Source organism: Salipaludibacillus daqingensis (genome assembly GCF_029891575.1).
In the GTDB taxonomy this organism is placed as follows: domain Bacteria; phylum Bacillota; class Bacilli; order Bacillales; family Salisediminibacteriaceae; genus Salipaludibacillus; species Salipaludibacillus daqingensis.
The window spans coordinates 426,340-444,997 of sequence record NZ_JARZHF010000002.1 but is presented as its reverse complement, the minus strand read 5'-3'; the positions used below and the strand labels follow the sequence as shown (position 1 = coordinate 444,997).

The 18,658-nt window shown below is 35.8% G+C and carries 24 protein-coding genes; 16 read left to right on the top strand and 8 right to left on the bottom strand.

Translation table 11 applies throughout. From position 1 onward, the window contains the following. Nucleotides 1-68 precede the first annotated feature (68 nt). Both QDN89_RS06325 and QDN89_RS06320 read right to left on the bottom strand, forming a co-directional pair. Nucleotides 69-710: a lytic transglycosylase domain-containing protein gene (locus QDN89_RS06325; RefSeq protein WP_280769249.1), complete on the bottom strand. Its 642-nt coding sequence runs from the start codon at nt 708-710 to the stop codon at nt 69-71. Nucleotides 711-746: 36 nt separating this feature from the next. Next, nucleotides 747-1,337 carry a CYTH domain-containing protein gene (locus tag QDN89_RS06320; protein ID WP_280769248.1) on the bottom strand — a complete coding sequence of 197 codons (591 nt, stop codon included), beginning with the start codon at nt 1,335-1,337 and terminating at the stop codon, nt 747-749. 215 nt (nt 1,338-1,552) lie between these two features. Between QDN89_RS06320 and QDN89_RS06315 the strand changes: the two genes are divergently transcribed. The 4 genes from QDN89_RS06315 (at nt 1,553) to QDN89_RS06300 (ending at nt 4,341) form a co-directional block, all read left to right on the top strand. Further along, the gene (locus QDN89_RS06315; protein ID WP_280769247.1) at nt 1,553-1,945 is read left to right on the top strand and encodes a UPF0738 family protein; all 393 of its coding nucleotides are present in this window, start codon (nt 1,553-1,555) and stop codon (nt 1,943-1,945) included. Nucleotides 1,946-2,006: 61 nt separating this feature from the next. Beyond that, nucleotides 2,007-2,642 (top strand): GTP diphosphokinase, encoded by a 636-nt coding sequence (gene yjbM / locus QDN89_RS06310; protein ID WP_280769246.1) that lies wholly within the window; start codon nt 2,007-2,009, stop codon nt 2,640-2,642. Between the two features lie 17 nt (nt 2,643-2,659). Further along, nucleotides 2,660-3,454 (top strand): NAD kinase, encoded by a 795-nt coding sequence (locus QDN89_RS06305; RefSeq protein ID WP_280769245.1) that lies wholly within the window; start codon nt 2,660-2,662, stop codon nt 3,452-3,454. Beyond that, the gene (locus tag QDN89_RS06300; RefSeq protein WP_280769244.1) at nt 3,451-4,341 is read left to right on the top strand and encodes an RluA family pseudouridine synthase; all 891 of its coding nucleotides are present in this window, start codon (nt 3,451-3,453) and stop codon (nt 4,339-4,341) included. Before QDN89_RS06305 ends, QDN89_RS06300 begins: the two co-directional genes overlap by 4 nt. Nucleotides 4,342-4,349: 8 nt before the next feature. On the opposite strand, the gene prpE is transcribed toward QDN89_RS06300, so the two are convergent. Next, on the bottom strand, nt 4,350-5,087 hold the full coding sequence (prpE, locus tag QDN89_RS06295) for a bis(5'-nucleosyl)-tetraphosphatase PrpE (RefSeq protein ID WP_280769243.1): 738 nt from the start codon (nt 5,085-5,087) through the stop codon (nt 4,350-4,352). A 151-nt stretch (nt 5,088-5,238) separates the two neighbouring features. Here prpE and fabI point away from each other — a divergent pair, with 151 nt between their 5' ends. Then, nucleotides 5,239-6,036 carry an enoyl-ACP reductase FabI gene (gene fabI / locus QDN89_RS06290; protein ID WP_280769242.1) on the top strand — a complete coding sequence of 266 codons (798 nt, stop codon included), beginning with the start codon at nt 5,239-5,241 and terminating at the stop codon, nt 6,034-6,036. Nucleotides 6,037-6,364: 328 nt separating this feature from the next. Here the strand turns inward: fabI and QDN89_RS06285 are convergent, their stop codons facing one another. Further along, nucleotides 6,365-7,039 (bottom strand): hypothetical protein, encoded by a 675-nt coding sequence (locus QDN89_RS06285; protein WP_280769241.1) that lies wholly within the window; start codon nt 7,037-7,039, stop codon nt 6,365-6,367. Nucleotides 7,040-7,181: 142 nt separating this feature from the next. Further along, nucleotides 7,182-7,886, bottom strand: a complete 705-nt coding sequence (locus tag QDN89_RS06280; RefSeq protein WP_280769240.1) for a BMQ_0737 family morphogenetic spore coat protein — start codon at nt 7,884-7,886, stop codon at nt 7,182-7,184. Nucleotides 7,887-8,083: 197 nt separating this feature from the next. Between QDN89_RS06280 and QDN89_RS06275 the strand changes: the two genes are divergently transcribed. From QDN89_RS06275 to QDN89_RS06260, 4 genes are all read left to right on the top strand, one after another. Then, nucleotides 8,084-8,434, top strand: coding sequence for a DUF1360 domain-containing protein (locus tag QDN89_RS06275; protein ID WP_280769239.1), 351 nt, complete (start codon nt 8,084-8,086; stop codon nt 8,432-8,434). A 101-nt stretch (nt 8,435-8,535) separates the two neighbouring features. Continuing rightward, entirely contained in the window at nt 8,536-9,009 is a 474-nt protein-coding gene (locus QDN89_RS06270; RefSeq protein ID WP_280769238.1) for a hypothetical protein, read from the top strand. A gap of 134 nt (nt 9,010-9,143) precedes the next feature. Further along, nucleotides 9,144-9,302 carry a hypothetical protein gene (locus QDN89_RS06265; protein WP_280769237.1) on the top strand — a complete coding sequence of 53 codons (159 nt, stop codon included), beginning with the start codon at nt 9,144-9,146 and terminating at the stop codon, nt 9,300-9,302. Between the two features lie 63 nt (nt 9,303-9,365). Beyond that, nucleotides 9,366-9,614, top strand: coding sequence for a hypothetical protein (locus tag QDN89_RS06260; RefSeq protein ID WP_280769236.1), 249 nt, complete (start codon nt 9,366-9,368; stop codon nt 9,612-9,614). An 83-nt stretch (nt 9,615-9,697) separates the two neighbouring features. Here the strand turns inward: QDN89_RS06260 and QDN89_RS06255 are convergent, their stop codons facing one another. Continuing rightward, nucleotides 9,698-11,074 (bottom strand): MFS transporter, encoded by a 1,377-nt coding sequence (locus QDN89_RS06255; protein WP_280769235.1) that lies wholly within the window; start codon nt 11,072-11,074, stop codon nt 9,698-9,700. A gap of 324 nt (nt 11,075-11,398) precedes the next feature. Here QDN89_RS06255 and QDN89_RS06250 point away from each other — a divergent pair, with 324 nt between their 5' ends. Continuing rightward, on the top strand, nt 11,399-11,959 hold the full coding sequence (locus QDN89_RS06250) for an NADPH-dependent FMN reductase (RefSeq protein WP_280769234.1): 561 nt from the start codon (nt 11,399-11,401) through the stop codon (nt 11,957-11,959). Nucleotides 11,960-12,095: 136 nt separating this feature from the next. Here the strand turns inward: QDN89_RS06250 and QDN89_RS06245 are convergent, their stop codons facing one another. Beyond that, a complete protein-coding gene (locus tag QDN89_RS06245) occupies nt 12,096-12,821 on the bottom strand; it encodes a GntR family transcriptional regulator (protein ID WP_280769233.1) in 726 nt (241 codons plus the stop codon). Between the two features lie 258 nt (nt 12,822-13,079). After that, a complete protein-coding gene (locus tag QDN89_RS06240; RefSeq protein ID WP_280769232.1) occupies nt 13,080-14,237 on the bottom strand; it encodes a TIGR04053 family radical SAM/SPASM domain-containing protein in 1,158 nt (385 codons plus the stop codon). A gap of 200 nt (nt 14,238-14,437) precedes the next feature. Between QDN89_RS06240 and QDN89_RS06235 the strand changes: the two genes are divergently transcribed. The 6 genes from QDN89_RS06235 (at nt 14,438) to QDN89_RS06210 (ending at nt 18,316) form a co-directional block, all read left to right on the top strand. Beyond that, nucleotides 14,438-14,737 carry a hypothetical protein gene (locus tag QDN89_RS06235; RefSeq protein ID WP_280769231.1) on the top strand — a complete coding sequence of 100 codons (300 nt, stop codon included), beginning with the start codon at nt 14,438-14,440 and terminating at the stop codon, nt 14,735-14,737. Nucleotides 14,738-14,966: 229 nt separating this feature from the next. After that, nucleotides 14,967-15,887, top strand: a complete 921-nt coding sequence (gene phnD / locus QDN89_RS06230; protein ID WP_280769230.1) for a phosphate/phosphite/phosphonate ABC transporter substrate-binding protein — start codon at nt 14,967-14,969, stop codon at nt 15,885-15,887. Between the two features lie 14 nt (nt 15,888-15,901). Then, nucleotides 15,902-16,663, top strand: coding sequence for a phosphonate ABC transporter, permease protein PhnE (gene phnE / locus QDN89_RS06225; RefSeq protein WP_280769229.1), 762 nt, complete (start codon nt 15,902-15,904; stop codon nt 16,661-16,663). A gap of 16 nt (nt 16,664-16,679) precedes the next feature. Beyond that, nucleotides 16,680-17,453 (top strand): phosphonate ABC transporter ATP-binding protein, encoded by a 774-nt coding sequence (gene phnC / locus QDN89_RS06220; RefSeq protein ID WP_280769228.1) that lies wholly within the window; start codon nt 16,680-16,682, stop codon nt 17,451-17,453. Nucleotides 17,454-17,816: 363 nt separating this feature from the next. Beyond that, the gene (locus QDN89_RS06215) at nt 17,817-18,014 is read left to right on the top strand and encodes a cold-shock protein (protein ID WP_280769227.1); all 198 of its coding nucleotides are present in this window, start codon (nt 17,817-17,819) and stop codon (nt 18,012-18,014) included. A gap of 104 nt (nt 18,015-18,118) precedes the next feature. Further along, nucleotides 18,119-18,316: a cold-shock protein gene (locus QDN89_RS06210; RefSeq protein ID WP_280769226.1), complete on the top strand. Its 198-nt coding sequence runs from the start codon at nt 18,119-18,121 to the stop codon at nt 18,314-18,316. Nucleotides 18,317-18,658: the final 342 nt, after the last annotated feature.

The window sequence follows — 18,658 nt, the reverse complement described above, 5'->3', positions numbered from 1 at the left end:
AAGCCCCTTCACATAAGCAAAGGAACTTAAATCTAACCACATCTTTCATTCGTATAGTTAAGTAATTATTAGGTGTAATGCTTATTCGATAAGGAATTGTATGTGTCTAATACTCTAGGAACATATGCTTGTGTTTCTTTAAATGGAGGAATTCCACCGTGACGGTCAACATTACCAGGACCTGCATTGTAAGCGGCTAATGCAAGAGAAACATTACCATTATATTTATCAAGCATCGCTTTAATATATCGTGTTCCACCATCGATATTATCTGCAGGGTCAAAACTATTTTTAACACCTAACCCTTTAGCGGTGTTAGGCATTAATTGCATCAGTCCTTGAGCACCTGCATGGCTTTGAACATCACTTCTAAAGTTAGATTCATGTTTAATAATCGAATAAATAAGTTGTTCATCTACACCGTGCTTATTAGCTGCATTTTTAATTAATGACAAATAGTTTTCATCGTTACTGGACTGAGTTTTCAATTCAGGTATTGGAGAAGTGGTCGGCAAATGTTTGTTGGAAAAGGATGAATTGAGATTCAAAGAACTCATTTTTTGTTGTGAAAGTTGAATTTGATCTTGAAGAAGGTTATTAAAATCTTTCTGCAATGGTTCAGCAGATCGATCTAGACCGTTTGCTTGACGGTTTCCCCACGACCTTAATATCTGCCATTGGTAGTAATCATTAATAAAGTTCGCATTCATGTTCATTCTCCTCGAAATAAGTGATAAATACACAATTTATTCTTTGGCAATACGCATTTTTTCGTTGTAAAAACGTTCTATTTTGTTAGCAGGTTCTATCCAAGTTAAACCCCATGAATCCATCAAATGCTGAAAGTCATTTTTTCCTTGTTTCGCTTCTTTGCACTCAAATTCTATTTCGTAATCCACTCTGTCAAAATAATAACTTTTGTCAAGAACTAATAGACCTTCTTTTAATTGGACTTCTGTTCGTTCCGTTGTTAAGTGACCTAAATAACAAAGGAGGGGAACAGGTTCACCAATTAAATTTTTAATTTGATGAGAGACGTCTCCTGACTCCATTTTTCCTTGTTCTTTCAATAAATGGAATGACTGATTATCTATTTTTTGATGTGTTTCTAATAATCCAGTTACATGAGGCTGTTTCAACGTTAATACGTAGCCATCTTGTTTGTAACGAACTCTCAGAGCGGACTTTAAGGCTTTTAATGAGAACGATTCTGTGTCAAAATAATGGTTTACTTGTTTGAACATCGGGCTACAAGTTGAAGAGAAAAACGTTAGTAATTTTTCATACTGCTCTTTTGTAATTAAGTTTTTAAATTCAATCTCAATTTCTTGACTCACTATTTTCACCTTCATTTTTTAGGTAGCATAGAACTACCGGATGAATTAATTAATTCTTGTTGACATAAGACAAACAATGTCTATATTATTCCACAACTCTTATTTATTTACAATGAGTCATTTTTATGCAATTAATTGGTCAGAGTAAGTTTTTTCCTACGTTCAAAAGAATGATTATGGTAAAATAGGGGTACTGATTTAAAGGAGGATGAAGGATGCACATATTTAATGTGATTCATATAAATGAAGAAAAGGATTATATTTGTTTTTCTGTTAATAAAGAAATAACGGATGAGAATTGGAAAAATCTCGATGCAGTTGGAAGAATATTAGTTGATTCAGAAGGGAAAGCATTTGTTTATTTATTGGAAAATAAACAAGGGTATCATCATGTGAGGATTTCTCATGAACATTGGGCTGAATTAGCGGATGGATTATCAGTAAATAAAACGCCTCTCTTAATTTTAAATGAACACGACAAGTCAGGTAAAGAACTCATTTATCTATGGGATGAAATGAAATTACTTTTGGATAACATTAAAGGTAATGGGAATTATGGAACTTTGTTTGTGGAAGAAGTTGAAAAAGTATTCAAACAATACATATAAATCAAGTTGAAAAAAAGAGAATGCATAGTGTAACAATTATGAAATTGGTGGTGACGCAACAATGATGGATTGGGATGTCATGCTCACTCCTTACAAGCAGGCGGTAGAAGAATTGAAAATCAAATTAAAAGGAATTCGTGATCAATATCAACTCACATCCAAGCATACTCCGATTGAATTTGTTACCGGAAGAGTGAAACCAGTCTCAAGTATTTTGGAAAAGGCAAAACGAAAAAGTATCCCTTTAAATAAATTAGAGGATGAAATGCAAGACTTGGCTGGGGTTAGAGTCATGTGTCAATTTGTTGTAGATATTGATACAGTTGCTGAACTGATTCAAGCTCGTACTGATTTTGAGATCGTAGAAGAACGGGATTATATTAAACATAAAAAAAGAAGTGGATATAGGTCTTATCATATGATTCTTCGTTATCCAGTTCAAACGATAAATGGTGAGAAACCTATTTTAGTTGAACTTCAAATTCGAACGTTAGCTATGAATTTTTGGGCTACTATTGAGCACTCTCTTCAGTACAAGTACTCAGGTAAAATTCCAGAAGAAATAGAAGAAAGGTTGCAAAGAGCTGCTGAAGCGGCGTTTTTATTAGATGAAGAAATGTCTAAAATTCGTGGTGAGGTGCAAGATGCTCAGCAAATTATTACAAAACAAAGAGAATCACTAAGAAAAGGAAACTGAAGGGTGGGAAATGCAAAATGAAATTCAATATACAATCACGAGGAGATAATGACTCAAATATCTTATCTCAAAAAATCAAATCTTACTTGCAAGAGTTTCATTTAGAGTACGATGAAAAGGAGCCGGAGATCGTCATCTCTGTTGGTGGTGATGGAACATTATTAGAAGCATTTCATCAGTATGCCCACCGTTCGCAAGAAACATCGTTTGTAGGTGTACATACTGGTCATCTCGGCTTTTACGCTGACTGGAAACCTGATGAAGTTGAAAAACTGGTGATTCATATCGCGAAAACACCGTTTAAAATTGTCGAATATCCTTTGCTTGAGGTCATCATTAGACACAATAATGATCAAAAATCAGAACGGTTTTTGGCATTGAATGAATGTTCAGTTAAAAGTATGGAAGGGTCTCTTGTCATGGATATTGAAATTAAAGGCGATCATTTCGAAACTTTCCGAGGAGATGGTCTTTGTCTTTCTACGCCTTCAGGGAGTACAGCATACAATAAAGCATTAGGGGGGGCGATATTACACCCATCACTTGCTTCTATCCAATTAGCAGAAATGGCATCTATTAATAATCGTGTTTATCGAACGATCGGATCTCCTCTTGTACTTCCTCAACATCACACGTGTATGTTAAAACCTAAAAACAATGTGGACTTTCAAGTAACAGTTGATCATCTAAACTTAGTACAAAAGCAAGTGAAATCTATCCAATGTCGGGTAGCGGAGGAACGTATTCGGTTTGCTCGCTTTAGACCATTTCCATTTTGGAAAAGGGTAAAGGAGTCGTTTATTGCCGAATGACATGGAATAAATTAGTCCTAACTTGGTATGTAGATGCAGCGAATGACGGGATAGTATTGAAAACATTTTTAAGAGATATTAAACGCATTTCTCGTAAAACGTTAGCAGAAATTAAATTCAAAGGCGGAACAATTTATATCAATGGGAAACAAGAAACGGTTCGAAAGCGTTTGCACGTAGGGGATAAAGTAACTGTTTCGTTTCCAAGAGAAGAAGTTAGCCAAAAAATTAAGCGTATAGAGTTGCCCTTGGATATTATTTATGAAGATGAACATGTCCTTGTCATAAATAAACCGTCGTCCATTGTTACTATACCAACCAAGGATCATGATGAATCCTCGGTGGCTGGCATGGTTTTGCATTACTTTGAAACAATTGGTTGGCCAGCGACGTTCCATGCTGTTAATCGATTAGATCGAGATACGTCAGGGCTTATGTTAGTTGCTAAACATCGGCATAGCCACGATTTATGTGTCAAAATGCAGCAGCAAGGTTCGATCCAACGTACATACGTAGCTCTAGTTATGGGGGAAATGCCTTGGCATGTTGGTTCCATTCACTTTCCTATAGCTAGAAAATCTTCAAGTATTATTGAAAGGGAAAGGCACTGTAGTGGACAAAAAGCAACAACACACTATCATAGATTGAATAAAAATCACTTATTCTCTGAGGTTAAATTACTATTGGAAACAGGCCGTACGCACCAAATAAGAGTTCATATGGCTTCTCTCGGTTATCCTTTAGTAGGAGATACGTTGTACGGCGGTGAAATGTTACATATGAAAAGGCAAGCATTGCATTCTTATGAACTTGCTTTTTGTCATCCACTAACAGGCCAGAAGCATCATTATCGTGCTAATATACCGGAAGAGTTTTATCGTAGTTGAAATTCCAGTCAATTAAATGACTGGAATTTGTCTTCTACATACGGTTGGTTGGATGGGACGGATAATGTGGTCTTTTCTGGCCATTGAAGAGCCGTTAATTGGCCACCGAAAACGCATCCAGTATCAATGTTAACCGTATCACCAATCCACCGGGGATCAGCAACGGGCGTATGACCATAAACGATAAAGGCCGGGAATGAATGTTTAGAAGCCCAGTCTCGTCTTACCGGTCTCCCGTCACCGTGAGTTTCTCCTGTAATGTCCCCATAAAGAACAAATGACTTAACTCGCTTTCCTTTGGAACCGATCAAATCAGGACGAATTCCAGCGTGTGCAACTACTAATTGATTGTTATCAAGTTGCAAATATAGTTCCGCTTGTTCATATAATTCAATAAAAGAATGAGATATGCGACGGAAATCACTAGAGGATAGGTGGTTTAATTCTTCCACTGTCGTTTCTAACCCATGTTTAATCATCACATTCCTACCTAAAAAATACCGATAAAGCTTATTACAATGATTACCTGGACAATATAAAGCATGGTTGTTTTTAACCCACCGACATACGTCTTCTATTACAGCTAATGAAGATGGCCCACGATCGGTCAAGTCTCCTAAAAAAACAGGTATTCGTCCATTTCGATGAGAGAGGTCAGAACCTATTTTATAACCTAATCTCACCAATAACTCGTTCATCTCATCATAGCAACCGTGAATATCACCGATAATATCAAATTGTTTCATCAATAACGCCTCCACTTCGTTTGATAGCGTATCACATTTATAGAGAAATATATTTCTTCTTTTCCGGTTTATTGACGTTTTAGTGTAGCTAGGGTAAAATTATGACCAAGTACTAATATCTAGAAGTAAATGTCATGAGGAGGAATCAGTCATGAAGATTGATTTAAGTCAACGAACCTATGTTGTCATGGGTGTAGCAAATAAAAGAAGTATCGCTTGGGGAATTGCCCAGTCTTTAGCAAATGCAGGAGCTAACTTAATTTTTACATATGCTGTTGAACGCTTAGAGAAAAATGTTAGTGATTTGGTTGCAACATTGGATTCTGCAGAACGACATTACGTTTTACCATGTGATGTTACAAAGGATGAAGATATTGAAGCGACGTTTGCACAAATTAAAGAAAAATCAGGCGTTATTCATGGTATTGCTCATTGTGTAGCATTTGCAAATCGTGAAGAATTAGACGGAGAATATTTAAATACAACGCGAGAAGGGTTTTTATTAGCACAAAACATCAGTGCTTATTCCCTAACAGCCGTAACGAAAGCTGCTCGTCCACTTATGACTGAAGGAGGAAGTATTGTCACAATGACATACCTCGGTGGTGAGCGTGTAGTTCAGAATTATAATGTCATGGGTGTAGCGAAAGCTAGTCTCGATGCTAGCGTAAAATATTTAGCTAATGACTTAGGAAAAGAACAAATTCGTGTTAATGCTATTTCTGCGGGACCTATTCGTACATTATCAGCAAAAGGAATTGGAAGTTTTAATGAAGTGGCGAATGAAATGGAAGCGAAAGCTCCTCTTAAACGAATGGTAACGATAGAGGAAGTTGGGGATACGGCGATGTTTCTAATGTGTGATTTATCAAAAGGGATTACTGGTGAACTTCTCCATGTAGATGGTGGTTATCATACGATAGGCCTTATGGGAAAATCTCAATCTTAAAGCTATATTAAGTTTAGTATTGATTTTTCTAAATCAATACTGGACGATAGCAGATAACAAAACCTCCCGAATAAATAAGATTCACACCTTGGAAGATGAACGTACTGTCCCTCGAAAGCAAGGTGAAGCTTACAAAAAAAAGCTTGTGTGTTGGAAAAAATCCAATTCACAAGCTTTTTTAACTGGATAGATTCATCAGTTTGTCCTTAAGTTAGTTGTTTACACATACAAAGGCAGAATAAATACATATCTTATCTTAAGCATTGAATAAAAGGAATAGGTATTAGGTAAGAGGTATCAAATAATGATTTATTAAAAACTACGACTATTAATAATAAAAAGTGATTTGATTCATAGAAGGGATACCATTTGTCATTTCCGTCGAAAAACATACCCCTTCCACTTTTATTTGTCCTTCTGAATCTATGTTATTTAAACGAAGGTCAAAATTTGTGAAATTTAAAGTTTCACCTGGTTTAATCACCCGACAATGAGATGGTTTTAACCAATATTCGCCTTTCTCTCTAAGAATATTTTTCCAATCATGGTGCATATGTTGCCACTCTTCATCCGATGTATATATGACCGTTTCCGAGTTCTCTGTTACTGCAATTTTCCCGCTAATCGTGGCTGCTTTCACAGGGGTAACCTTTAAAGCTATGAATGGGTTATTTAGCTCAACCTGCCCGGAATTTACGATATGAAAATGTCCTACAATAAGTGTTTCATTTAATGCTTCTTCTTTTTCTGGAAAAAACACGGAATAATTAAAATATGCTGAAGCTGAAATGAGTGGTTCTGTTTTGTTGTCGGGGTCAACAGTATCGAAGTTTTCTTCTTTAAATGTAATTTGATTATCACCTTCATTTAATGACAACTTTTTCTTGTAAAAATGATTTATGTGTTTGTATTTTGCCAATTCTGATTTGTAATGAAGCAACTGCTGTTTTAATTGAATAAGTTTCTGGTTTTCTTTCGTTTGACCAACTTGGTTATTATTCATAGACTCCTCCTTCAACAAAAACGTACTGATGTATCATATCTATTCGTAAAACGTAAACACATGCATAAAAAAAGAGAGAGAAAAGCCTCCCTCTTGTTCAGTTAATCATGCTAAAAAATGCAAAATTAATGGTGAATATCGGTTACTTCTTGTGTGGTTGCGGAAAAATTTCAGGGCATTGCTCTGGAAATGTAAATTCTGGACATTCCTTGTCAGGTATAGGAAGAATAATCTCAGGCCTCGGTTTACAAATTTTTCCTTCGATATCAATTTTCACTTCTGCCTCTGCTTGAATGGATTGACAAATAAGCAAGACGAGATCAATCGTCCATTCCGTTCCATCACCATTACATATAAATTGACCTTCACAATCAAAGTCATATACGTGGCAAATGACCTCTGTTCCGTCTGGAGCACATAAGATGAATTTCTCTAATTTAAAGAAATTAACCGGTTCTGAAAAAAGTGGTGCAACTCCATTTTTATGATCCGACTCTAAAACAATCTGAAACTGTCCTTGTTTTTGAATTCTCACAAGTTGTAACTCTGTATCAAACTCTTCCACAAAAATATCTTTTCGTTCACCGACTTCTTGACACAACTCCTGCTTTTTTTCTTTTTTCTTCGGTTTTTCCGGTTCTACAAGAACACAACTGACCTTTACTAAATCAGGTAAAAAGTATCCACAAACATCGGAAACAACATTATCCTTTCTTTGATTTTCTGGCTCTTCTTCCGTGAAAAAATCAATGTCGCCAATGGAAAATTGGAACTCCTTTTCAGCTTGATGAGTGATCCAATCATAAACTTTTGGAACCTTTATACAAAGTCTTTCTAGTTTATTCATCTTTTTCATCCTTTCGTCATATAAAAAATGTAATCGAACTACTTCATCGTATGTAGCTAAAATGTATCTGTGTGTGATATATGACTAGTTATGTTAATTTTTATCACGATTATTTACTTGAAATTTGTAGACTACGATTTTTGTTATAAAACTTACATCGAAGAATAACAGAGCTTATCAAATATGGAGGGAAGAGAATGTCATATACTTGGTTTGAATTTATTCTTATTGGACTATCCGTGTTCCGATTAACTCATTTATTTTTATATGATAAAATCACAGAATCGTTAAGAACTAGATTATTGATGGAACAAAATATAGTCGATGAGGATGGAAACGAGGATTGGAATTATATCCCTAAAGGAGAAGGGATAAAGAAATTTATTGGGGAGTTGTTCGTCTGTCATTGGTGTATGTCTGTCTGGATATCAGCAGGGATGTTGGGTGGTTACCTTTTATTTCCTCAAATATTCATTATTATTATTTATTTGTTTGCTATTGCAGCGTTTGCAGTAATAATCGAAGAGATTGTATTGAGGTATCTCTAACTAAATTGGTAAAAAAGGTCATTCTACTCAAAATGATGGCAAGTTTTTTTAACTCCTACATATAGATGGAAGAAGAATCTCTATATGCAGGAGGTGTTTAAATGAACACTAAAAAACAATCGCACAAATTAACAGAAGTTCAGCTTCAGCAGAAAGTGCTTCATTACAAGGCGGAAGCAAAGAAATACAAGTTTCAAGTTCAAAAGATGGAGACACAATACGATGTTAAAAAAATGAACGAACTACTTCAAAAATATAACGAATTGAAAGAGAAAAAAATAACAGCAGAAAATAAATACGATGATTTGTTAAAACAAAATGAAAAAATAGAAATTGTTTTAAAAAATCTAGAAGAGCAAAACGATTACCTTGAAAGTAAACTGAAAGATTTAGAGAATGAGAAAGATAAGGAACAAAATGTACGACAAATAGAGAATGATCATTCTCATTTAAAGGAAGAAAATTCAGTTGAAATAGGAAATGAGAATGCAGAATATGTTGATAAAGAGTATAAAAACAATAACTATGAACGGTTTTTCCAAACATTTCAACAGTCATTAGATAAAAAGGATTAATAAAGTCTGGTAGGCTTTGGTGAATGAAAGAGAAGGGATTAAAAATTTACAACAGTCCCTATATAATAAATCGATCATTGCACTTTTTTTTTATGTTTCATATTCTGTTATGGATGAAGAAAAGGAGTGAGATGATGGATAAAAAAATGGTGAACAGTAAAAAAAGCAGGGTTGATAATAGTGGAAGGAAACGAATGTATTCTTCAGGAATGATGACATATAAACCAACTCGAAAAAAAGGTCATTGTTCATGTGGCGGAAATCGAATGAGGTCTCGTTTTAAAACTTATTAAAATTCTTTCTTACAAGATTATAAAAAATGATATGAGGGTATAAGGTAATAAAGAGGTGATCATATGGGATATATTCCGCCAGTAAAAGATGAGCAAATGATGGTTTATGGTCAGCGGCAAACGGAAAAAAAGCCAATGATTCAAGGGCCTTCACCTTCGGAGCGAGTAGAATTTTTTGATGCATTGAAAGAACGCTCAAAGAAAGCGAATTATTTTGAAAGAAATAAGCTAAAGCAAAGGCTTTTAAAAGCAGGAAAAATACATGAAAAAGTAATAACAGGAAAAGGTGAAAGATTCGACCAGTCCATTTAACGGAGATTGGAGAGATTTCTACCAGTTATTTGAATAGGAAGCAGTCTGTAGTTATCAGACTGCTTTTTCCTATTGATTTTGGATCAATGAGCATAAGGATTTTTTCGAAATACGATGGTAAAGATCGTTACAGCAATAATGGCGATAATTGTAAGTCCAATAAATAAGTTGGAGTAAATCGCAAATTCTCCATTTGATGCGAGTGGGTTCATTTGAAATCGAATATGATCCATATCTAATAATGACCCAAATACAGCACTAGAAATGGCTCCAGAAAGAAAATTCATTAAATTAAATAGTCCTATTCCTACACCCGTTCGCTCAGCGGGGACAAGTTCTGTTAATAGATTGGCTGTGGAACTTTGAATAAGTGGGAAAGCCATATATTGAACAATGATACAAAAAGCAATCAGATAAGGGGGGAACCCAATAAAAGTTGAAATAAGTAAACTTCCTAGAATGACCATAAGAAAGGCACTTCTCAATACAGGGTAACTACCATTTCTCTGAACTAAAGTGCCACCGTATTGTCCTATTAATCCAGCAGCCATCGCACCGGGAAAAAGGAGTAATCCGATTTCAATCGTATTTAAATCATAAATTGTTCTTGCCATAATTGGTACAATAAAAATCATTCCGAACATGGCACTCGTACCTAAAAAACTAGTTAATATTGTTGTCGTGTAGTATCTATTTTTTAACATAGATGGTTCGATAAATGGAGAGTGAAACGTTTTAACCCTCCAGATAAAAATTAGGAAAGCGATCGAGCCGCCGACGAGTCCAAAAACGTTAAATGATGTAATAAATATTAATAAGCCAGCTATGGTAGCAGCGATGGAAACGGCACCTAAAACATCAACTGTTCCTTCTTTCCTCTTTTCATCAGGTAACCACTTTCGTAAAAAAGGGATTGCGATGAGTGATAAGATTGACAGGACAAATAAGTATCGCCAGTTAAATGCTCCACCAACAAGGCCTCCTGTTATCGGACCTAAACCTGAAGCAAAGGCAACCGTCGCTGAAACAATGCCAAAAACTCTAGCTCTGTCCTCAGGCATGAACCGTGCAGGAATGATAAATGCTAAAGCTGGAATGGTAGCACCACCCATTGCTTGAAGAACTCTAGCGGTTAATAAGACGGCATAGTTTGGTGAAAACAAACCTAACGTTGCTCCTGACGCAAAAAGGATAATACCAATTGTGAGTAATGTTTTGATTGGGAAAATGTCGGCTAACTTACCGTACATCAAAGAACCGATAGCGAAAACAAGGATATATCCTGTCATGACCCAGCTTACTTGGGAAGGAAGTAAATGAAACTCTTCAGCGATATCAGGTATAGCTACGTTAAACATTGTTCCGTTCATCACTGTAAATGTAAGGATAATACATAAGAGTAGTGTTAAATTATTTTTATCTTTTCGGCTTAGTGGATTACTTTGTTGGTCATTATTCATATTGACCTCTCTTTCGGAGTATAAAATTAGCTGAAGGATGCAAAGGAATAAATTTATTAGAGAGGATGAAGCTCTAATAGAATGATAGTTATATGACAAGAAAAGTTATAAACATGCGAGATTGAAGGAAGAATTGTCTATAATATAACAAATAAACAGAGATTACCATGGAATGAAAGCTTGGTAAAATTATTTCGAGTATAGAAATATCTCTTCACATCATAATGAAAGACTTGATTCATTGTCAATAGCTAAAGTCTGGTATGCGTATTACGAGCAAAATAAATAACAATATGTGATAATACGACTAGAGGAGGAGATATAATGAAAAAACAAATCCTTGGTATTGTTGGAAGTTTACGTAAAAACTCTTACAACAAAAGTATTATGAAATTTATGGAAGCATTGACACATGAAAAATTAGAAGTAACACCTTATTCCATCAAAGATATCCCTCTTTTTAATGCGGATGAGGAAGATGGGGGTGATCCTTCTACAGTTGCTCAATTCAAACGAGCGATAAAAAATGCTGATGGACTTTTGATCGTCTCTCCTGAATATTCTCATGGAACACCTGGTGTATTAAAAAATGCATTGGATTGGGCAGGGAGTATGACAAATGAAAATGTGCTCTCAGAAAAACCTGTATTGCTAATGAGTGCATCACCAAGTGGAATGGGGGGAGGGTTTTCTCAATCGCAATTGCGACAAACTCTCGCGGCATGTAATGCCTATGTTCCACCTCAACCACAAATATTTATTAGTCAAGTTCATAAAAAGTTAGATGAAAATGGAAAATTAATTGACCAAACAACGGTCAGTTTTTTAACGAAGAGCTTCGATGATTTTTCGAAGTTGTTGGAGAGTGAAAATAAAAAAGCATAACATGTAAGAGTATCATCCAAGATAAAATACATGGTAGAGTGAAAAGTCCAAATTTCGTTTGACCAAAAAGAAGTCATGACGCCCCATGTGGATATTCCACATGGGGCGTCATGACAAATGAATAAAGGGGAGAGAGTTAGTTCCTTTTCATGTTAATCATGAAACGATAACGATCCGCACGGTATGCAGACTTTACGACTTCAAGGGGTGTTCCGTCATCTAAATAAGTTTTTCGTTCAATAATTAAAACTGGCGAGCCTTTTTTCACTTCTAAAAGTTCCATCTCTTTTTCTGTGACAATAGATGATTCGATAATTTGTGTTGCTTCACCAATTTTTTTATTTAACTTATTTTCTATAAAATCATATAGAGAGGACTGAACAACTTCCTCCGTTAGTCTAGGATTAAGACTTTCGGATAAATAATTCGTTTCTAAAGCCATTGGGACGCCGTCTGCTAAACGAATGCGTTGGATTTCATACACGGGTGCTCCTTCATCAATATTTAGAGCAGAAGCGGTATAAGAAGTTGCTGGGACAACCCTGAAGTGGATAAGTCTGTTACTTGGTTTCATACCACGTGTTTTCATATCTTCTGTAAAGCTTGTAAGCCCTTGAAGAGGTTGCTCAATCTTTTTTTCGGCAACAAATGTTCCTGTGCCTTTTTTGCGGTACACGTATCCATCATTTACAAGCTTAGATATCGCTTGTCTGACTGTCATTCGACTGATTTCGAAACGATCAGCATACTCTCGTTCTGACGGTAACATATCCCCTGTTTTCAATTCACCTTGCTCAATTTGACCTTTTATTTTTTCCTCTAATTGGTAGTAAATAGGGATGGGGGAGTCTTTGTTAATCATTTTATCATCATCCTAACTTGTAAAGTTACATAGACCACTATTCCACCTTCATTCTATCATACCGTGATTTATTAGACTAGCTAGAATGCCCTTAGAGAACATTAAACTAATTCTTATTAAAATAGGCTCACTAATTGATAAATGAGGTATTCATAAGATGTATCGAAAGAAACGATATCAATACAAAACGATAACAAAGTCAATTAAAAAGTACCTAAGACCAAAATCGGCTTAGGTATTATAAGATGGTATGATCGATTATGTTGTTTGTTTTTGACGATAAGCATCAGGAATGTATACGCAAAATGGTTCACTTTCCAAATAGTCACCTGTCACGGCATAAGAACGTGATCTTGAACCACCACAAACAAAACGGTATTCACAAACCCCACACTTTCCTTTGTATAAATCAGGGTTTCTTAATTCTTGTAGGATCGGTGATTCTCTGTAGATCTTTTTTAAGGCTTGTTCTTTCACATTTCCAACTGGGATTGGTAAGAGACCACTTGGCATGACATCACCAGTATGCGAAACAAAGATGAATCCATTTCCATCGTTGACTCCTTTGGGAGCTCGTTTTAAGCCATCAACTTGAGAAGCAGTATCTGAAATGGCATCTTCATAGTTGATTTCTCCTTTTTCAACCATTTTTTCTTTTGTTTTTTGTTGAATAACGACGCGTCGATGGTGCTGTGCTGCCGTTGTTTTTATATCGAAATTTGATGTTTTGTTTAATTCATAAAGCCAACGGAATACTTTTTCATGTTCAGCGGGGGAGAGACATGCGTCCATTTGACCTCGACCTGTGGGTACGAGTAGAAAGATGTACCACATAACAACATCTAATTCTTCTACTAATGCTGCCATTTGTTCTAACGAATCATAGTTGTATCTAGAAATAACTGTGTTTATTTGAAGTGGCATATTTAACTCTTTTAGATATTTGATCTTTTCCAGTGTTAAATCAAAGGATCCTGAAGTTCCTCGAAAATGGTCATGAATTTCCGGTGTAGGACCGTCAAGGCTAAATCCCCAGCGAGATAACCCTACTTCTTTAGCTTTTAGCATTCGTTCTTTTGTTACGTTATCTGTTGCACTTGGTGTCATAGAGACGCGCATGCCTTTTTTCACGGCATAGTCTGCTAATTCAAATAAATCTTCACGCATCATACAGTCTCCACCTGTAAAAACAAGCATAGGGTTATTCATGTCATATATATCATCAATAAGTTTCAAACCTTCCTCATGAGAAAGTTCGTTAGGGTGAGGTTCTACTTGTGCATCTGCACGACAGTGTACACAACGAAGTTCACAGGCGCGTGTCACTTCCCAAATAACGATGAAAGGATTTTCGCTATAGTCTGTATTCATACCGTGCGGATGACCTACAGTTGAAGAATGATTTTTTCCATGCATAGTATCACCATACTTTTTATAGATTTTGATATAAAATTCTTCTATACCTATTGTAAATGTTCATCAATAGAAATTTGGGCGAAAATGTTACAAAAGAGAGACACTTTCGTTTCGCATATAAGAAAATTCGCTTTATGATTCTTTCTATCATTCACTAATTTGATTCGTTATACTAAAGGTGGAAAGGAGTTAATTTAATCATGGATGATAAAAAAGAGATGGAAGAATACATTATAAAAAATTACCAAAAAGATGAACAAATGATGATCTTAGTGTTTGCACAGTGGTGTGTAAATCATGACTTAGATCCTGAAGACTTATATTTGAAAGCCTACCCTGATCAAGCTGGAAACCAGTCGCTTAAGCAGGCGATTGAACTTACTGTTTCTAAACAGGAGGCGGGAGATGTTCCAAACGATACTCTTCTCGGTGTTCTTTCCTTATTTGGTAATGATGATCTTGCCTTTGTAGTTAGTGAAGAAATGGCAAAACAAAAATAATGAATTAGAAAGAAAACACTCTGAGCTAAAGTTCAGAGTGTTTTTAACGAAATTGAGAGTGGAATGGAACTTTATTTCATTCCAATTTTATAAGAGTTATGTGAAATTTTTCTTATATCAATGCTTTAGAGTAACTGAGCTATATAAATAAATGTTATAATTTATATAATTATATCTTATGATATGGTAGTTATCTTACTTATGTTGTTTAGGAAGGGTTGTTGTAAACGTGAAAAGTCAAATTTTTATAGGATCATTGATGTTGATCAGCGTATTGTTAAGCGCTTGTGGAGAAGGAAATGAAGGATCAATTTCAGAGGTAGAAAGTACGAATAATGATAATGTGTTTGAGGTTGCTGTTATTCCATCGCAATCGATTGGCGAAATGGAAGAAGGATTGTCACGTTTAGAAGAACATTTAAGCAATCATCTTGATATGTCGGTAGAAGTAACTCATTACCCTAGCTATAATGCGGTGGTGGAAGCGATCAACTATAGCCATGTTGATTTAGCTTATTTTGGACCAGTCACATATTTAATCGCATTTGAGCAAAGTGGCGCAGAAGCAATATTAACGCAGTTGATTGATAATGAGCCTTACTATTATTCTTATATCATGACACAGCCAGACGCACCGTGGGATTCTCTCGATGAATTGTTAGCTGAAGTGGATGAGATTGACTTTGCTTTCGGAAGTCAATCATCAACGTCAGGATTTACCATTCCAGGTTACGAGTTAATGCAACGGGAAGTTTACGAAAATGAAGGTTCTTACGCTTTCAACAGTGTAAGGTTTACTGGTTCTCATGATATTACTGCGAATGCTGTAGCAAATGGTGATGTAGATGCGGGAGCAATAGATAGTGCGATATTTCAAGCACTCATAAAAGATGATGTTATTGACGAAGATGACTATAAGATTATTTGGGAATCTGATCAATTGTACCAATATCCGTGGGCAGTTCCGCATGATATGGATGAAACGAGAAAAAATGATATTCAAGAAGCTTTCTTAGCGATTGAAGACGATGAGATTTTATCCATTTTTGGTGGAGCGGATGCGTTTGTTGAAGCGAGTCATAAGGAATATGATGGTATTTTGGAAGCGGCAAGAGCAATGGATTTACTGGATCAAGATGACGATGAATAAGGATGCGTTTTCGTATGATTTGGTTTCGTAAAAGACTTCTTGTCTATTTAATTATTCTTTCAGTAGCCATTTTTTTAAGTGCAAAACAAGCGGAATTTTCTTTGATTAGTCTATTTCAGCTAAATAATACATGGGACTTTATCCAACGGAATTTTTGGCCGATTCGTTGGGAATTACTTCCTTATTTATTGGAGCAATCGCTCGTAACATTAGGGGTTGCCTTTCTTGGGACGTTTGCAGCGTTAGTGATTGCACTACCGGTTAGCTTTTTAGCAGCAGCAAATACGTCAGTTTCCAAATTCGGTTACTTTACGATTCGCTCAAGTTTAAGCCTTGTAAGATCGATACCGGAGATTGTATTTGGTCTCGTTTTTGTTGTTTCTCTGGGGTTAGGGCCTTTTGCGGCGCTGATGGCGATATTTTTGCACAATGTTGGTGTTTTAGGGAAACTAATTTCGGAACTTGTTGAGGCAGCGGATTCAGGACCCCAAGAAGCAATGAAATCTGTAGGATCTTCGAGAAGAATAGGTCAAATTTTTGCGATTATTCCACAGATCTGGCCGAATGTTTTATCACATTATTTTTATCGGTTTGAAGTTGCAATTAGAACATCACTCGTGCTCGGCATGATTGGTGGTGGAGGTTTGGGGCAAAGTTTAATGAATTATTATAATAGCCTTGCTTACGAATCAATGGCAACGGCAATTGTTATCATCATGGGACTGGTGATTCTAGTAGATGTGATGGGTGGAATCGTTCGAAAGAGAGTAATATAGAAGGAAAGTGATCTAGATGATATCATTTGATAATGTCTCCGTTACTTATACTAGCGAAAAAGAAATGGCCTTATCTCAGCTCTCAGTGGAGATTAGCGAAGGTGAGTTTATTTGTGTGCTTGGGAAGAGCGGTGCTGGGAAATCAACGTTTATCCGAACGATAAATTTGTTGCAACCTGTAACGAAAGGAACAGTTCATGTTTCTGGAGAAAATCTCGACCGTCTTTCTGAAAAAGAGACGAGACGACTTCGAACCGAAGTAGGTATGATTTTTCAACATTTTAATTTAATTCCTAGATTATCTGTGAAGCAAAATGTTTTAACGGGACGATTTGGTCAAAAGAAAGCATTCGAAAATTTATTAGGATTGTTTACAAAACAAGAACGAGATTTAGCTGATTACTATCTTGAAGAAGTTGGTTTATTACCTTTTGCGAATAGACGTGTCGAGCACCTGAGCGGAGGGCAAAAACAACGTGTTGGGATTGCTAGGGCGATGATGCAAGAACCGTCCATATTATTAGGTGATGAACCAGTGGCAAGCCTTGACCCTACCACATCTAAAAACATCTTTCAGTTGTTAACTAGGTTGCATGAACAACGGCAATTAACGACAGTAATTAATGTCCATGATGTAGAATTAGCTAAAAACTTTGCAACTCGAATTCTTGGACTTAAAGATGGGAAACTTGTGTTTGATGGAAAACCTAATCAATTAACGACGAAAGTTTATGACGATATTTATGGGCATGATATTAAATCAGAAACATTTGCTAGTCAGATAAAATAATGGAGAAATCCTAGATTTTTTATTTTGAGTTTATAAAATCTAGGATTGATCTAATCAAACAAGGAACCCCACAATAAAAAAATATAAAGAAGCTTTTGTTCTCATCGGTTTCCTTTATTAAATTGGACCAATTAGTAATGAATGACAGGTCCTTTATAGGAGTTATAGAAAAAATAATAGAAAAAATTTAGATATATTGTTTTCTTTTCAGGTATTCTATGCTAAACTAGGGTTAACTTATTGACGTTCGGATATGACTGAAAGAGAAAAGTTTACTTGTAAGTAATTTTCATCTTGAACGAATAAATGAAGAGCTCAAATAGTAATATTACGTGGGTAACCCCCGCACAGGAGGAATTTTTAATGACTCAAGGTACAGTAAAATGGTTTAATGCAGAAAAAGGTTTCGGTTTCATCGAAGTAGAAGGACAAGACGACGTTTTTGTTCACTTCTCAGCGATCCAAGGCGAAGGCTTCAAGACACTTGAAGAAGGCCAAGCAGTAAGCTTCGATATCGAAGAAGGTCAACGTGGACCGCAAGCTGCTAACGTAACTAAGTAATAACAAAAAGATTCCCTTATGGGAATCTTTTTTTATTTGTTTGAATATATTTTGAGAATCCGTCCATACTTTATAGGGAAACATTTAAACAGGAGGAACTTAATATGACAGAAGGAACAGTAAAATGGTTTAATGCAGAAAAAGGATTTGGCTTTATTGAAGTAGAGGGGCAAGATGACGTATTCGTTCACTTCTCTGCTATTCAAGGAGAAGGGTTTAAATCACTTGATGAAGGTCAAAAAGTTACATTTGAGATTGAAGAGGGACAACGAGGTCCACAAGCAACAAATGTACAAAAATAGTTGTACATAAGCTCCGATCTAATCGGAGCTTTTTTTATGATGTATGTAACCTAAGATCACATCAAAGTGAGTTTCAGGTTTATGGATGTTTCAACTAGTATGAGGTATTAACCTATCTTTTCAGGAAGGGTGAGATTAACTTGCCCTCTGTTTAAATAATAAGGAGAACAATTTACAAGAAACGAACACCTTTCGCATGCATGATTTAGCTAGGTACGAGTTATGGTTAGAACAGAACCGTTTGAGACTGCTGAAAAAGTCAATTTACTTAAATTAGAATGCATAATAATCCAATTTAACTTATTGCAGAGGTAGTTGATGAGACTGAAGCAAGCGAGACTC